The sequence below is a fragment of the Haloprofundus marisrubri genome, from assembly GCF_001469955.1.
Taxonomy (GTDB): Archaea; Halobacteriota; Halobacteria; order Halobacteriales; family Haloferacaceae; genus Haloprofundus; species Haloprofundus marisrubri.
Genome location: NZ_LOPU01000029.1, coordinates 352,945 through 366,345 on the forward strand (window position 1 = coordinate 352,945; position 13,401 = coordinate 366,345).

The following is a 13,401-nucleotide window of genomic DNA, read 5'->3' on the forward strand; positions in this document are numbered from 1 at the left end:
GGTGTACTTCTCTACTCGTCACACGAGTTCACCCCGGTACGCGAGGACGATTCGTTCGGCCCCTTCCCCAGTAGTCTCCTCGAAGGCGACGACTTCCAACAGCGCCAGCCATCCCGGCAACAGCATCACGACGGCGATGCCGAGTGCCACGCAGAGTCCCAGCAGGAGGGCGGCAAAACAACACTGGAGAACGCTGAACGAAGGCGTTTCCAGAAGGTGGTACGAGGCGTCTCGAAGTGCGGCCGTCGCCGAGAGTCCACTGCTCGCGTCGCTGTCTCCACCCGCTGGTTCCGGTGCGCGAGCCACCAGCGAGGCGGCCCGAAAGAGCACGACCACGACGACGACGACGGCGTACAGTCCAGCGAGTGCGCCGAGGAGGAACACGGGTTCTCGGATGGTGAGTGCGATAGTCGAGTAGACGTACGTCGTGACGACGACGCCGATTGCGAGGAGACTCAGCGGGAGACCACGCCGGAGATTACGCCGAAACGACTTCCGAAACGCGGCGAATCGTCCTCGTTCACTCACCATCTGTCCGGTGGTCTCGCCCTCGACGACGTCGGTCATCGTTTCGACGAGCGCCAACAGTGCCGCCCCGAGCGTCACGAGTGGGACCGACGCGACCGACGCGGCGACGCTCAACACGACGACGGTCACGAGGTCGGAGTACGTCGCACGGCCGAACGCCGAAATAGCTGCTATTGGGTCGAGACGTTGAGTCTCGTCGGTCGTCGCACGCATCGCTCGTGTTGCCGCACGCCGAACGCAAAAGCGCACCGGTCGCACACTACCGAAGTAGTGTCTTTTCGACGACTGGATTATCCCACTCGCCACCGAACGATACTCGGAGACGTTTCCGATGCACCACCTCGAATACATCTACACCGTCGGCATGGACCAGACCGATGTCGAAGAAGCGCTCGAAGAGGGGACTGACGGGGTGCTGTCGCTCGCCCGTGACGACGACGCCTACGCCATTCCGGTCTCGTATCACTTCGACGGCGACGCACTCTACTTCCGGCTCGGCAAACACGACGAGAGCGACAAACTGGCGTTCGCAGACGAGACGGCCGAGGCGTGTTTCGTACTTTACGAAGCGCCGTCACCGGACGAGTCGTGGAGCATCATCGTCCGTGGAGCGTTCACAAAACTCTCGCCGGGGGATCGCCCGGACGACGCCGACGTCAACGAGGCGTACTCGTCGCTGCGTGTCTTCGGTGAGACGGTCCAAGACATCGACCCCGTGTTCTATCGGCTTGACATCGAGTCGGTCACTGGCCGTCGAACCTCTTAGTCGGACTCCACCAAACGCTTTCGAGGCCTGTGTCGACCACAACTATTTGTCACCACGAGTGGCGTTTCTCTCTGCACTATGACACTGTTAGAGGAGAAAGTCGCCATCGTCACCGGCGGTGGGTCGGGTATCGGTCGCGTCACCGCACAGCGATTCGCCGAAGAAGGCGCGTCGGTGGTCGTCGCCGACGTGAACGACGAGCACACCGACGAAACCGTCTCGCTCGTCGAAGACGAGGGAGGGACCGCCATCGGCGTCCACGCGGACGTCACCGACATGGAGTCGATGCAGTCGATGGTCGACACCGCGGTCGAGGAGTTCGGTAGCCTCGATATCGCGTTCAACAACGCGGGCATCGGCGGCGACCAAGCGAAGACGGCCGACTACACTGAGGAGAAATGGACGAGCGTCATCGACGTGAACCTCACCGGCGTCTGGCGCTCGATGAAAGCCGAACTCGGGCAGATGGCCGACCAAGAGGAAGGCGGCGTCGTCGTCAACAACGCCTCCATTCTCGGCAAGGTCGGCTTCGAGACGGCTCCCGCGTACGTCTCGGCGAAACACGGCGTGCTCGGTCTGACGAAGACGGCCGCGCTGGAGTACGCGGACGACGGAATCCGCGTCAACGCCGTCTGTCCCGGATTCATCGACACGCCGCTGCTGCGAGAGGGCGGCATGGAGGAAGGCTCTGAGATGCGCCAGCAAATCGAGCAACTGCACGCGATGAACCGACTCGGCACCTCCGAGGAAGTCGCCGACGCGGTGACGTGGCTCTGTTCGGACGGGGCATCGTTCGCCACCGGCGGAGCCTACAACGTCGACGGCGGCTTCCTCGCAAGGTAACCAGTGTGTACAGACTCTGGTAGGCAGCCACCTACCCCCAGCGAGAGGAAACCTCGCCGTTCACGGCGAGGAGGATGTCATATGCTCAACGGATACACATTCAAGTACGGCAACGAAGTTCGAGCGTTGCTGAAGCGGTTTGCAACCGATTCAGAGGAGATCGACATCGAGACCGCGGTCGTGTATTTCCGTGCCTGTGCACGGCGGAACAGATAAACGACACCAGAAACTACACGACGGTAAGAGATGGCGTCCAGCACTGATTCCTCACGATCTGCCGACGACGAAGTCCGCGAACTCTACGAACGGTATCACGCGGCAGAAACCGACGAGGAACGCCGCGAAGTTGCGCTCGAAATGGCGCGGCTCGATAGACGCCGTCATGCGGATATCTATGCAGCCCTCGAAACTGAGTGAATCACTCGTCGAATTTGTACCGCCAATAACTTCTCTGGTGACAGTTACTCATGGTCGATTCCGCTCTCGTCTGGATTGTGATTGTGGCACTCGCAGGTGCTGGTGGCATTGGCCTTTCGCTCTTCCACTATATTCGAGACGCTGACTTCGATTACGTGAATGCTGCAATCGGCGTTGGTGCAGTGGGATACAGCATCGAACTCGGGATGGCGAACGGCTATCTCGCTCGAAATGGGCTGTTCGACGCCCTCATGCTCATCTGCGCTGGCATCGTGGTCGTCTGCGCCGTTCTTGCGGTGAAACGGGGACAGAGAGGATTCCGATTGCTCCGAAGTAACTCTTAATCAACGGGTAGGTTTCTGCGGGTGTGCTGAATACAGCGCGCAAGTCGGTCACCAGTTTTCGGCTGAAAGAGTTCGGTGAAATCCTTCTATATTGGTTCTCATCACAGCCATTCTCCCTGCATCTTTCGAATAAAATCGTGAGAGCCACAAATGGACAGACAAATGAGAGACACCAAGAGAAGTGTAACAAGGTCAGCTAGATGTAATTCCGCCTAATAGCATCCATGAGCGACACAAATAGAACATCAGAAGGAATCACGTTTCTACTCCTGGGTGCTGCTTCAATAGCAGTAGGCATGCTTGAAGCAGATGGACTCAGATACTATCGGTTAGGAATCTTTTCAGTTCTATGTGGTTTCTACTGCATGGCATTGTCCAGGTAGCTTTCTGAGCAGGTGCTTGTCTGCGGTTAGTTCAGCGTGGGTGGAATGGAATAACCAAGCTCTCGGTGCTAAACACATCCGCTGGATGCAGCACGCAATTCCTCTCACCCTCTGAGGATTTCAACAGAACAAGTGTGCGGTGTGCGACCGGGAGACATCACCGGCAAGAACCCCCCACTCGCGTGGCTCTTTGAGGCCTATTTTCCAAGGAGTGGTATGGACGCCAGCAACCTCGACAGTTTCACCTCACGCCGGTCGACCGTGTACGGTCGCCGCGGCGTGGTCTCCACGAGCCAACCCCTCGCCGCGCAGGCGGGTATCACCACCCTGCAAGAGGGCGGCAACGCCTTCGACGCGGCCGTCGCCACCGCAGCGGCGCTGAACGTCGTCGAACCCACTTCTACAGGGCTTGGCGGCGACGTGTTCGCGCTCTACCGCACCGCCGACGGCGAAGTCGGCGCGATGCGCTCCTGTGGCGGTGCGCCCTCGGGGACGAGCATCGAGAAAGTCAGAGAGGCCATCGAAGACGCCGACGAGGAGACGCGTTCGTCGTGGTATCCCGCCTCGCGCGGGTACGCCGTCGACTCCGCCGAGGACGCCGGGATGCCGTTCCTCGGCCCGCACGCGGTGACGGTTCCCGGTACCGCCCGCGGATGGGAGACGACCGTCGAGGAACTTGGAGAGATGACGCTCGGTGAGGTACTGCAACCGGCTATCGAGTACGCGAAGAACGGCTACCCGGTCACGGAAGTCGTCTCCGCGCAGTGGCAGCACGGCGAGGAACTGTTCACGTCCGACCACGCCCGCGACGCGTACCTCTTCGACGGCGAAGCGCCCGACACGGGCGACATGGTGTCGTTGCCGAAACTCGGTGCGACGATGGAACGAATCGCCGAAGAAGGCGCAGATATCGTCTACGAGGGTGACATCGCCGAGAAAATCGCAAGCGAGATTCAAGACCTCGGCGGGTTCATGACTGTTGACGACCTCGCCGACTTCGACCCGGAGTTCATAGAGCCAGTGTCGACGACGTACAACGGCGCGGAAATCTACGAACTGCCGCCGAACAATCAAGGGCTCATCGCACTCGAAGCGCTCAACATCGCCGAGGAACTCGGCGCGGCCGACCACCCGCTCGACTCCGCAGAGCGCATCCACTACTTCGCGGAGGCGATGAAACTCGCCTTCCACGACGGCCACCGCTACATCACCGACCCCGAGTACGAGGAGATTCCGCCGTTGGCGTCGCAGGAGTGGGCCGAAAAACGGGCGCAAAAGGTCGGCGAGACGGCGAACCACGACGTGAGTTTCGGCGTTCCCGACGCTCAAGCCGAAGACGCCGACACGGTGCTTCTCTGCGTCGCCGACGACGAGGGCAACGTCGTCTCCTACATCAACTCCCGGTTCGCTGGCTTCGGGTCCGGCGTCGTCGCCGGCGACACCGGTATCGCACTGCAGAACCGCGGTGCATCGTTCTCGCTTGACCCCGACCACCCGAACTCGCTGGAGGCCGGCAAGCGACCGTTCCACACGCTCGTGCCCGCCGTCGCCAAACTCGGCGAGGACGACTGGGCGGCGTTCGGCGTGATGGGCGGCTACATGCAACCGCAGGGTCACGTCCAGGTCATCTCGAACGTCGTCGACTACGACCTCTCGATTCAAGCCGCGTTAGACCGCCCGCGCTGGCGTTACCGCGAAGACGGACAGTTGGCCGTCGAGGAATTTTCGGACTCCGGTGTGCCGACGGCGCTCACCCGCTTCGGCCACGAGGTGGGGATTCTCGCGCCGCTGATGTTCGGCGGCGCGCAGTTCGTCCGCAACAAGGAGGGCGTTCTCTCGGCGGCGACGGAACCCCGAAAAGACGGGAACGCGCTGGGGTACTGAGGCGTCTCCACATCGTCCACTGAGACGATAACTCAGTAGATTCGACCAAAATTTCTCACAGGGTGCGAACTCTCTCGCGCGACGTTGCATCGGCCGTCGCCCAGCGAGAACATATTTTCGCCCAGAGCGTGAATACGGAGTCGTGACTCTCTGCCGTCTTCTTCACTCCCCCGCGTGTAGAACGTGTGGTGATACCACGTGACGCAGCCGATGGGCGACGCCGACGACTCGGGACTCGCCTCCGGACTTCGGCAGTTCCGCCCTAGCGCCGTCGCGGGGTTGTTCTCACGCGCCGACGCTCGTTACCTCTCACCTGTCCTCCTCGCTGGCGTCGCCGTCTACACGCTCTACCTCGTGGTTAACGCCTATCCCGGCTACGGGGCTGGCCTCTACAACCTGATGGGCGAACAGATTGCGGCGAACGGCTACCTCCCGCCCGAACGGATTCCGTACTACACCGTCGACGGTGTCCCCTTCGCGTACCCGCCGCTGATGTTCTACGCCATTGCCCTCATCCGTGATTTGACCGGCGTCGGCCCGTTCACGCTGGCGCGCTTCTTCCCCGGGTTGGTCACTATTGCGTATCTCGTGCCGACATATCTTCTCGCGCGCGACCTTCTCGCCTCGCGCCCAGCGGCGTCTGCGGTCGGCCTCCTCGTTGCGCTCAACCCCAAGGTGTTGCAGTGGCACATCACCGCAGGCGGGTTGGTTCGCGCGCCGGCGTTTCTGTTCGCTGTCTCGGGTATCTACGCAGGCTACCGACTGTACACAGCCGTCGAGACAACCGGCTACGACGGCCGATGGCTCGCCATCTCGGCGCTCTGCTTCGGCCTCACACTCCTGACGCATCCGACGTACACGCTGTTTTTCGTCGGCAGTTTCGTCATCCTGTGGCTGACGCTCGACCGGTCGCTGGCGGGCTTTCTCCGCGGCGGCGTCGTCGCCGCCGGTGGGTTCGTGCTGGCGACACCGTGGCTCCTGTGGAACATCTCGACGCACGGCCTCAGCGTGTTCACTGCTGCCTCCGGAACCCACGGCGGTATCGGCGGTGGATTCGCCGTCACGCCGTGGCTGGCCGTACCGTTACTCTTGGCAGTGGCGCTGTTTCTCGTCCGTCGGCCGTTCCTCGGCGTGTGGACCGTTGCCGCCGCGCTTCTGTTTCAACAGGCGCGCTTCGTCGCCTTCGTCGGCACGTTCGCCGTCGTCGCGTTGTTGCTGCCGCCCGTCCGAACCGCAGTCGCCGAGCGGGTTCCCCGGCCGAACCGCCGGACGCTCGCGGCCGTCGCCATCTCGATAACGTTGGTCGGCGGCCTGGGGGTCGTCGGCTACTCGATGACCGTCGCCGAACCGTCTATCGCACCCGCCTTCGTCGACGACGACGATGTCGCCGCGATGGAGTGGGTCGGCGAGGAAACGTCCGAAGACGCGACGTTCGTCGTCGTCGGCGACGCCGCCGAGTGGTTCCCCGACGTGAGCAAGCGGACGATAACGGTAGGGCTGTGGGGCGTCGAGTGGGAGGGGTCGCAGACGTACTCCGAACAGGTCCGACTGTATCGCTCGGTGTCGCACTGTGACTCCGCCGACTGCGTCTCCGAGACGGTGAGCGAGGCGGGTGTGACGCCCGACTACCTCTACGTCCCGAAAGGAACGTACATCGTCCGCGGGAAACGGACCACCGGCGGCGACCAACTCGTGGAGTCGCTGATGCTCTCGGAGGGGTACGAAGCGGCGTACGAGAACGACGGTGTCGTCGTCTTCCGCGTCGTGTCGACGGAGTCTGCGGCGGACTGAGCCACGCGATAGTAGGTATCTCGACTGTCTCTTTTCCGTCGGTCAGTGGTTCGTTTGCTCTCGGGTTTCGGTAGGAACTGCTCTGCTCACGTACCAAAACGCCGGCGCAGCGACGAGGCCGGTGATGAAGAGTACGAAGACGAGCAGCATCAGACCCGAACTCAAGACCAGATACGTGAGGGCGACACCGAGAAGCGCTGAACAGAGCCAGATGAGTACGTCGAGGCGACGGCGGATGTCTCGGTCCATGTTCTCGCGTCTTGTCACGTGCGTATAAAATGTGAGATTCGAGCACGTCGCCTCCGTCGTCGTCGGCGCTCAGTCGTCGGCGCGCTCGCGCACCAACCGCGCGACTGCGGCCTCGTCGAGTTGGTCGAACTCGCCGGCCTGCACGCCCCACAGCGTCGCGTACAGTCCACCCGAGTCGACGAGTTCGTCGTGGGTACCGCGTTCGACGACGCGCCCGCCTTCGAGGACGAGAATCCGGTCGGCGCGGCGAATCGTCGAGAGACGGTGTGCGATGACGAGCGTCGTTCGGTCTTCGGTCAGACGGGTCAGCGCCCGCTGGATGAGTAACTCGGTCTCGGTGTCGACGGCCGACGTCGCCTCGTCCAACACGAGTACGTCGGGGTCCTGCAGCATTGCGCGGGCGATGGAGAGTCGCTGTCGCTGTCCCCCCGAGAGTTTGATGCCGCGTTCGCCGATGCGGGTGTCGTACCCATCCGGCAACTCGGTGACGAACTCGTGGGCCTCGGCGGCTTTTGCGGCCGCGACCATCTCCGACTCCGTCGCGTCGAACGCGCCGTAGACGAGGTTTTCTCTTACTGTGCCGTCGAACAGGTAGACGTCTTGGCTCACGTAGCCGACGGCGCGACGGAGGCTGTCGAGCGTCGCCTCGCGCACGTCGACTCCGTCGAGGCGGACCGAACCATCAGTAATGTCGTACAGTCGAAGCAGGAGTTTCGCCGCTGTCGACTTGCCCGCGCCCGTCGGGCCGACGAGTGCGACGGTCTCGCCGGGTTCGGCGACGAAACTCACGTCGGTGAGGACCGGTCGACCCTCCTCGTAGGCGAAAGAGACGTCGTCGTACTCGATACGGCCCTCGACGTGCCCGAGGTCGACGGCGTTCTCGCCATCGACGACGGTGACGGGCAGGTCAGTGAGACCGAAGATGCGCTCGCCGGAGGCGCGCGCGTTCTCGTAGGAGTTGACGATGCGGCCCGCGCCGGCCAGCGGGTCGACGAATCGCTGGGTCATGAACAGGAAGGTGACGAACTCACCGACTCTGAGGGCTTCACCGCCACCGATGAAACCCGGTGACTCGGTGACCAACCAGTAGCCGCCGATGGCGAACGTCGCCGCGAACGCGACGTTGGCGGCGAGTTCCATCCCCGGTTGGTAGAAGTACTCCAGTTTGGCCACCGCCCACGTCTTCAGGTAGTAGTCCCACGAAGCGTCCTCGATACGACCGTCCTCGTACACCTCCGTATTGGAGGTCTTGATGACCTCGATGCCCGAGAGGTTGTTCTCCAGACGGGTGTTGAGGTCGCCGACGCTCGCGCGCAGCGCCCGATATCTGGGTCGAATCGTCCGCATGAACGCGACGGTGAACACCACGAGAACGGGCATGGCGACGAGCGTTACGGCCGCGAGTTGCGCGTTGAGCCAGAACAACACCGCGCCGATACCCACGGCCGAAACAACGAGTTGGACTGCGCCGCTGAGCGTCGACCCGAGGAACTCGCGGAGGTTCCGCACGTCGCTGTTGAGAATGCTCATCACTTCGCCGGTCTGCTTGTCGTCGAAAAACGACGTGTCGAGGCGCTGCATCGTCGCGTACGTGTCCGTGCGGATTGCGTGCTGGACGCGGTTCGAGTACAGCGACAGCGAGACGCCTTGGGCCCACGAGAGTCCGACCGTGAGAATCGACGCCCCGACGATGAGGCCGAGCGAGAGCCACAGTTGCCCTTCCGGCGTCGACGGCAGCGACCCGTCGGGAACGATTGGGAGTCGGTACGCCGTCTCGGTGCCGGGGGTGAACAGCGCGTCGATGGCGACGCCGAGGACGAGTGGGGGAACGAGCGCGACGAGGCGACTGAACAGGCTGGCGACGAGACCGACGACGAACAGCCAGCGGTCCTCCTGGCCGTACGCCGAAAAGAGCCGAACCATCGGGTCCGTCGTCTTCTCGTTTCCGTCGTCGATACTGGCCGACTCACCGCTGGCTGATGGTGTTGCGTGCGACATATGCCCCCCGACGCCCGGAGACGCCCTTACCGAAGGTAACGGTGCCAGCGTACATGAACTGCGCGGCGGGGGCACTTCTCTATTTCCTGACGTGATTCGGCGTTTTTCGCACGACGTTTCCCCAGTACGTTTTTGGTGGGGGTGTCTGTAGCAGACGTTACGATGAAAGAGAGAGTAAATTTTGACAACTTGTCACGGAGGAAACTCGTCGGTGGGTTCGGAGCCGCCGTTGTCGGCGGAAGCGCAGTCGGGTTATTGGGTGTCCGGGAGAACCAGCGCGAACGGCCGGTCGAAACGATGGAACCGAACGGCGACGGGACCTCTTCGGCGGGTGAACTCCGTTGGTTGCTCGTTGATGCCGGTCTCGACGTTCAGGAGATGGTTCGTAAAGGAGACGACCTCGTCGTCCGCTACACGTCGGGCGCGTCAGCCATAGACGAACACAACCGGGAACTTGTCGAAGTGACGAGCCAGTTCGTTAGCCACATCAACAACGGCGGCAACGGTGCGCGACTCGTCGCTGAAGTGAGCGAGCGATACGACGACGTCCAAACGCAGTATCACGTCACTGCCAAGTGGGCGAACGCCTACCTGAACGACGAGATGAGTTCGATGGACATCGTCAACACCGTCGCGCGCACCGAACAGGAGCGATAGGAGTCGTGCAATGGTCGCTTCCGAACTCAGCCTGACGCTCGTCTCCGCAGTCGGTATCGTCAGCGCCCTCGGCGCGGTACTCGTCCGGCGCGTCGGCTACCCGCCGGAGTACGAGTCACGGGCAAAAGCAGTGCAAGCCCGACGGCTCTCCGGTGACTCCGGCGAACTCCGTCCATTGAGCGAACTCAGTACGTTCGTCTCCCGAGGTGGAACTCAGTCGAACCGAAACACCGCCCGCGCCGCCGACGCCGGCGTATCGCTCGCGCGTGCGCTCGAAGACCCCGACCGGCTAGACGGCCTCTCCTCGGAACTCTCGTTTCTGCACGAACCGACACGGATACACGAACGCTGCGTCTCGAACCGCAAGAAGGCAGTTCTGTTGTTTCTCGCAGCGGTGATGGGCAACGCGGGTGTCGCCTACGGCTTGGTGTTCACCGAACAGACGACGCTGTTGGCGCTGACGGTGACGGCGTTGTTCAGCGTGAGCGTTCTCGCGTTCGGCGGAGCGCTCTGGCGAACCGCACAACTACTCACCGGTCGGCGAGCCCTCGACCGGATGGCGTAGCAGCCTCTTTACTCTCGAATCGGTCGGATTCGTCGCAGCTTGGGGTATTGGACAGAAACACATCTCCCCGTCAAAGGGGACTCTGAGCAGCTACAGTGCCGACGCTCGAGCGATGTCGGTGCTACGACGGACGAGAGCCCAAAGCGTGTCGAAGGCGCTTTGCTACTCTTCTCGCGTCGTTCGTTCTACCAGTTCTCGAAGCGTCGTGTCCGGAAGCGTGGCGTCGTTGTGGTTCGCAAACCACGTTGCCAGTGACGCGAGCAACTCCTCGGCGTCGTCGCCGACGAATCGCCGGTGAGAGACGCGGCCGTCGACGGAGGCGGCGAGTTCGACCTCGAACCGCGGGCCGTCCTCGTCGGTTACTGTCGTCTCCGTCCGTGTCGTCTCGGCGTCGTCGCTGCTGACGACGAAGGAGTTCTCACCGCGCTTTCGGACGCGTTCGTCCGATTCGATGTCGAGGTCCGTCGGTTCGAGCACGCCGCGCGATATCGGTTCGCGTCGGCGCGGGTCCGAGTTGTCGTCGTCGGAGTCCACAGACCGTCGACTCTCGTCGGAACCGAACATAGTTACGATTCGCTCCGGGAACCGGTCACAGACAAGGCGATACCTGCCTCGCTTGCGATGTGCAGTGCTAGTTCGTACAACATCACGCCGGCGAACAGCGTGGCCGCGCCAAAGACGACGCCGGCCGCACCGACGTACAGGTCGGTGACCACGCTGCTGAACACGCCGAAGGATGCGCCGATACTCGTGACGACGACCACGCGCCAACTACGCGAGAGGTTCGCGTAGCCGACGATGAGTGTCGGTTCGATGCCGACCAGCCGACACCAGATAACGTACAGTGCCGTGTCGAACTCGAACGCGAGGACGGTGAGTCCTACGAGTACCAGAAACGTCGAGTCAATCATTGCGATTCGGTGTAAGAAGGATGTTCGCGGGTCGGGGGGTGTGTCAGCCCCGAGCGCGAGAAATTCGAGGGGTGTGTCAGCCTCGAAAGGTAGTTGGAAGTTTAGACTTCGACCGAAGCGCCGCTGAAGCTGCTGAGCGACTCCGGAACGTTCACGATGTACGTGTACTGGCTGCCGGACTGCGTGACGAAGCGGACCGTTGCAGATTCGCCGCCTGCAAGCGGACGAAGTTCAGCGGTGTCGTACGTCGCCGAACCGTCTTCGTAGCTTGCTAGGTCTCCAGGGTTGTCGAGCTTGATTTCAATCTCCATGCGGTCATCTTTCGCGTTCAGGACCGGAACAGAGCTGTCATCATCTTTCAACGTGCTGGTACCGAACTCAGCATTATCTGCGGACGCAGATTGGTCGTCAGCGTGCGTGAGAGTTACCTTGCCGTTCGGGCCGATGTATTCGATGGTCGCGTCGTCCATGTCGATTTCACCGGCACCCGGCGACTGCATCGTCGTGAACTTCAGTGCAGTGATGACTTCGCCACCGGAGTTGGCCTCAGTGAAGTAGCTGTCATCATTGACTTCGCCAACTGCACTTGCGACGAGAACTTGGTTCGACACCTGTTCGGTGGAATCTTCACTGGTTGCGGATGCTTTGTTCTGCAGGAAGCCAGCGGTGTTGATGAGAACACCGGCGGCGACTGCCGCCACGAGAATCATGGCGATGAAGATGATCAGGGTCTCGATACCGACCTGACCACGGTCTTTGTTGGATTTGTTGAACGGTAGCATGGTTGGTTAGGTTCTTGCTAACCGCGCTGGAACGCGGCTTATTCACTCCGAGAATGCAATGCAACATAAACCTTTGCCCTCACAAGACAGTCTCGAAGAAAATAATGTAGTAATTCTACTAATTTCAGTTTGACATATAACAGTGGCTTAGGCACGGCACAATGGCGGTCAGAGGGGGCCACATGGTGTGTTAGAACAGGGCTAAAACACGCTTTCAAGGACTGTAGTGGCGGTTTGTCTCAAACCGGTCAAGACGACAAAGACGGGGTGTCTTCTCGGTCAGTAGGGCGATAAACACCCAATTTATCGGGACTCTAATATCTATGGAAAGGTTTTATACGTACTAATTTTCAAGAACAGACATAGTATGGATATCGGAAACGTTCTGCGCTCGCTCGGACTCGAAGCGCTCGCACCCGCGTCGCAAGCGCAGCGAGAAGAGACCGGCCGCTCCGGTGAGGCCGACGACGGAGCCGACGAGTCTGCAGAACTCGACGAGGAAGTAGGCCCGGACGTGGGCGACGATGACGACGCCGAGACGGGCGGGCAAGGAGACGCCATCGAGGACCTCCGCCACGAACTCGACCAGGTCGCCGCCGACTTGGAGACGACCCAGTCGAAACTGCGAGCCGTCCAGAGCGAACGCGACGAGATGGTGGCGCGCTTGGACGGACTCGAAGACGACACCGCACAGCTACTCGGCGTGTACGACCGCTTGACCGCGCAGGTCAACCCCTTCGGCGAGAACTGGCAGCAGTCCGCCGAGGGCCGAACCGACGACAGCGAGGGGCGATACGGTGTCGTGTCCGCCAGCAACGGTTCGTCGAACGCGACTCCTGTCGAGACGAACGAGCACGCGGACACGCACGCGTACGAGGAAGACGACGAAGACGACTACGCCAGCGAGGCTGTTGACGAGACGCCATCCGAACCAGTCGTCGAGGTTACCGAGTCGCTTCCGGAAACGCCGAGCGCGTCCGACGTGTACCTTCGGGGACTCGCTCCCTCGTTCGCTACCGAGGTCCTGTTGATGGAGTGGATGACGATGCTCATCGACAACGCGGGTCCCGGCGGCGCGATGAAAGCCGTCGACTACTACGAGCGCGTCAACTGGATAGACGAGTCGGTCAAAAACCACCTCGAAGACCTGCTCGGTGGCGTCCAGACCGCGCCGCTGTCTGCCGAAGGCGCTGTCGCTGACCTCACGAGCGAGGAACACAACCAGAGTTTCGCGTACATCATGAAACTCGACGGCCTCCGGGCAACGACCGTAGCCTAAGCAG

The 13,401-nt window shown here is 61.7% G+C and carries 15 protein-coding genes and 1 pseudogene; 10 read left to right on the top strand and 6 right to left on the bottom strand.

What is annotated here, in order from left to right; translation table 11 throughout:
• Nucleotides 1–18 precede the first annotated feature (18 nt).
• Complete coding sequence (locus AUR64_RS12150) at nucleotides 19–741, bottom strand: hypothetical protein (RefSeq protein WP_058582215.1); 723 nt, start codon at nucleotides 739–741, stop codon at nucleotides 19–21.
• Between the two features lie 118 nt (nucleotides 742–859).
• On the opposite strand from AUR64_RS12150, the gene AUR64_RS12155 reads away from it, so the two are divergent.
• From AUR64_RS12155 to AUR64_RS12180, 7 genes and pseudogenes are all read left to right on the top strand, one after another.
• The gene (locus AUR64_RS12155; RefSeq protein WP_058582216.1) at nucleotides 860–1,294 is read left to right on the top strand and encodes a pyridoxamine 5'-phosphate oxidase family protein; all 435 of its coding nucleotides are present in this window, start codon (nucleotides 860–862) and stop codon (nucleotides 1,292–1,294) included.
• A gap of 78 nt (nucleotides 1,295–1,372) precedes the next feature.
• A complete protein-coding gene (locus AUR64_RS12160; RefSeq protein ID WP_058582217.1) occupies nucleotides 1,373–2,137 on the top strand; it encodes an SDR family NAD(P)-dependent oxidoreductase in 765 nt (254 codons plus the stop codon).
• A 78-nt stretch (nucleotides 2,138–2,215) separates the two neighbouring features.
• Nucleotides 2,216–2,353: pseudogene (locus AUR64_RS12165) on the top strand (type II toxin-antitoxin system death-on-curing family toxin); the annotation flags it as partial.
• Nucleotides 2,354–2,383: 30 nt separating this feature from the next.
• A complete protein-coding gene (locus tag AUR64_RS20945) occupies nucleotides 2,384–2,554 on the top strand; it encodes a hypothetical protein (RefSeq protein ID WP_169794667.1) in 171 nt (56 codons plus the stop codon).
• A 50-nt stretch (nucleotides 2,555–2,604) separates the two neighbouring features.
• Nucleotides 2,605–2,898 carry a hypothetical protein gene (locus tag AUR64_RS12170; protein ID WP_058582218.1) on the top strand — a complete coding sequence of 98 codons (294 nt, stop codon included), beginning with the start codon at nucleotides 2,605–2,607 and terminating at the stop codon, nucleotides 2,896–2,898.
• Nucleotides 2,899–3,497: 599 nt separating this feature from the next.
• Nucleotides 3,498–5,165: a gamma-glutamyltransferase family protein gene (locus AUR64_RS12175; RefSeq protein WP_058582219.1), complete on the top strand. Its 1,668-nt coding sequence runs from the start codon at nucleotides 3,498–3,500 to the stop codon at nucleotides 5,163–5,165.
• 198 nt (nucleotides 5,166–5,363) lie between these two features.
• Nucleotides 5,364–6,956, top strand: a complete 1,593-nt coding sequence (locus tag AUR64_RS12180) for an ArnT family glycosyltransferase (protein ID WP_155120598.1) — start codon at nucleotides 5,364–5,366, stop codon at nucleotides 6,954–6,956.
• Between the two features lie 42 nt (nucleotides 6,957–6,998).
• Here AUR64_RS12180 and AUR64_RS12185 read toward each other — a convergent pair whose 3' ends face one another.
• Nucleotides 6,999–7,205 carry a hypothetical protein gene (locus AUR64_RS12185; protein WP_058582221.1) on the bottom strand — a complete coding sequence of 69 codons (207 nt, stop codon included), beginning with the start codon at nucleotides 7,203–7,205 and terminating at the stop codon, nucleotides 6,999–7,001.
• 69 nt (nucleotides 7,206–7,274) lie between these two features.
• Complete coding sequence (locus AUR64_RS12190) at nucleotides 7,275–9,128, bottom strand: ABC transporter ATP-binding protein (protein WP_058582706.1); 1,854 nt, start codon at nucleotides 9,126–9,128, stop codon at nucleotides 7,275–7,277.
• Nucleotides 9,129–9,500: 372 nt separating this feature from the next.
• Between AUR64_RS12190 and AUR64_RS12195 the strand changes: the two genes are divergently transcribed.
• Both AUR64_RS12195 and AUR64_RS12200 read left to right on the top strand, forming a co-directional pair.
• Nucleotides 9,501–9,860, top strand: a complete 360-nt coding sequence (locus AUR64_RS12195) for a hypothetical protein (RefSeq protein ID WP_155120599.1) — start codon at nucleotides 9,501–9,503, stop codon at nucleotides 9,858–9,860.
• Between the two features lie 10 nt (nucleotides 9,861–9,870).
• Complete coding sequence (locus AUR64_RS12200; RefSeq protein ID WP_058582223.1) at nucleotides 9,871–10,425, top strand: hypothetical protein; 555 nt, start codon at nucleotides 9,871–9,873, stop codon at nucleotides 10,423–10,425.
• A 162-nt stretch (nucleotides 10,426–10,587) separates the two neighbouring features.
• On the opposite strand, the gene AUR64_RS12205 is transcribed toward AUR64_RS12200, so the two are convergent.
• From AUR64_RS12205 to AUR64_RS12215, 3 genes are all read right to left on the bottom strand, one after another.
• Entirely contained in the window at nucleotides 10,588–10,959 is a 372-nt protein-coding gene (locus AUR64_RS12205; protein ID WP_155120600.1) for a DUF7500 family protein, read from the bottom strand.
• A 32-nt stretch (nucleotides 10,960–10,991) separates the two neighbouring features.
• Complete coding sequence (locus tag AUR64_RS12210) at nucleotides 10,992–11,336, bottom strand: hypothetical protein (RefSeq protein WP_058582225.1); 345 nt, start codon at nucleotides 11,334–11,336, stop codon at nucleotides 10,992–10,994.
• Between the two features lie 101 nt (nucleotides 11,337–11,437).
• Complete coding sequence (locus AUR64_RS12215; protein ID WP_058582226.1) at nucleotides 11,438–12,118, bottom strand: archaellin/type IV pilin N-terminal domain-containing protein; 681 nt, start codon at nucleotides 12,116–12,118, stop codon at nucleotides 11,438–11,440.
• 367 nt (nucleotides 12,119–12,485) lie between these two features.
• Between AUR64_RS12215 and AUR64_RS12220 the strand changes: the two genes are divergently transcribed.
• Nucleotides 12,486–13,397, top strand: coding sequence for a FlaD/FlaE family flagellar protein (locus AUR64_RS12220; RefSeq protein WP_058582227.1), 912 nt, complete (start codon nucleotides 12,486–12,488; stop codon nucleotides 13,395–13,397).
• The last annotated feature ends 4 nt before the right edge of the window (nucleotides 13,398–13,401 follow it).

Coding starts and splice junctions, on each gene's coding strand:
- AUR64_RS12150 (WP_058582215.1), bottom strand. CDS start 741: ATGCGTGCGACGACCGACGAGACTCAACGTCTCGACCCAATAGCAGCT.
- AUR64_RS12155 (WP_058582216.1), top strand. CDS start 860: ATGCACCACCTCGAATACATCTACACCGTCGGCATGGACCAGACCGAT.
- AUR64_RS12160 (WP_058582217.1), top strand. CDS start 1,373: ATGACACTGTTAGAGGAGAAAGTCGCCATCGTCACCGGCGGTGGGTCG.
- AUR64_RS20945 (WP_169794667.1), top strand. CDS start 2,384: ATGGCGTCCAGCACTGATTCCTCACGATCTGCCGACGACGAAGTCCGC.
- AUR64_RS12170 (WP_058582218.1), top strand. CDS start 2,605: ATGGTCGATTCCGCTCTCGTCTGGATTGTGATTGTGGCACTCGCAGGT.
- AUR64_RS12175 (WP_058582219.1), top strand. CDS start 3,498: ATGGACGCCAGCAACCTCGACAGTTTCACCTCACGCCGGTCGACCGTG.
- AUR64_RS12185 (WP_058582221.1), bottom strand. CDS start 7,205: ATGGACCGAGACATCCGCCGTCGCCTCGACGTACTCATCTGGCTCTGT.
- AUR64_RS12190 (WP_058582706.1), bottom strand. CDS start 9,128: ATGGTTCGGCTCTTTTCGGCGTACGGCCAGGAGGACCGCTGGCTGTTC.
- AUR64_RS12195 (WP_155120599.1), top strand. CDS start 9,501: ATGGAACCGAACGGCGACGGGACCTCTTCGGCGGGTGAACTCCGTTGG.
- AUR64_RS12200 (WP_058582223.1), top strand. CDS start 9,871: ATGGTCGCTTCCGAACTCAGCCTGACGCTCGTCTCCGCAGTCGGTATC.
- AUR64_RS12210 (WP_058582225.1), bottom strand. CDS start 11,336: ATGATTGACTCGACGTTTCTGGTACTCGTAGGACTCACCGTCCTCGCG.
- AUR64_RS12215 (WP_058582226.1), bottom strand. CDS start 12,118: ATGCTACCGTTCAACAAATCCAACAAAGACCGTGGTCAGGTCGGTATC.
- AUR64_RS12220 (WP_058582227.1), top strand. CDS start 12,486: ATGGATATCGGAAACGTTCTGCGCTCGCTCGGACTCGAAGCGCTCGCA.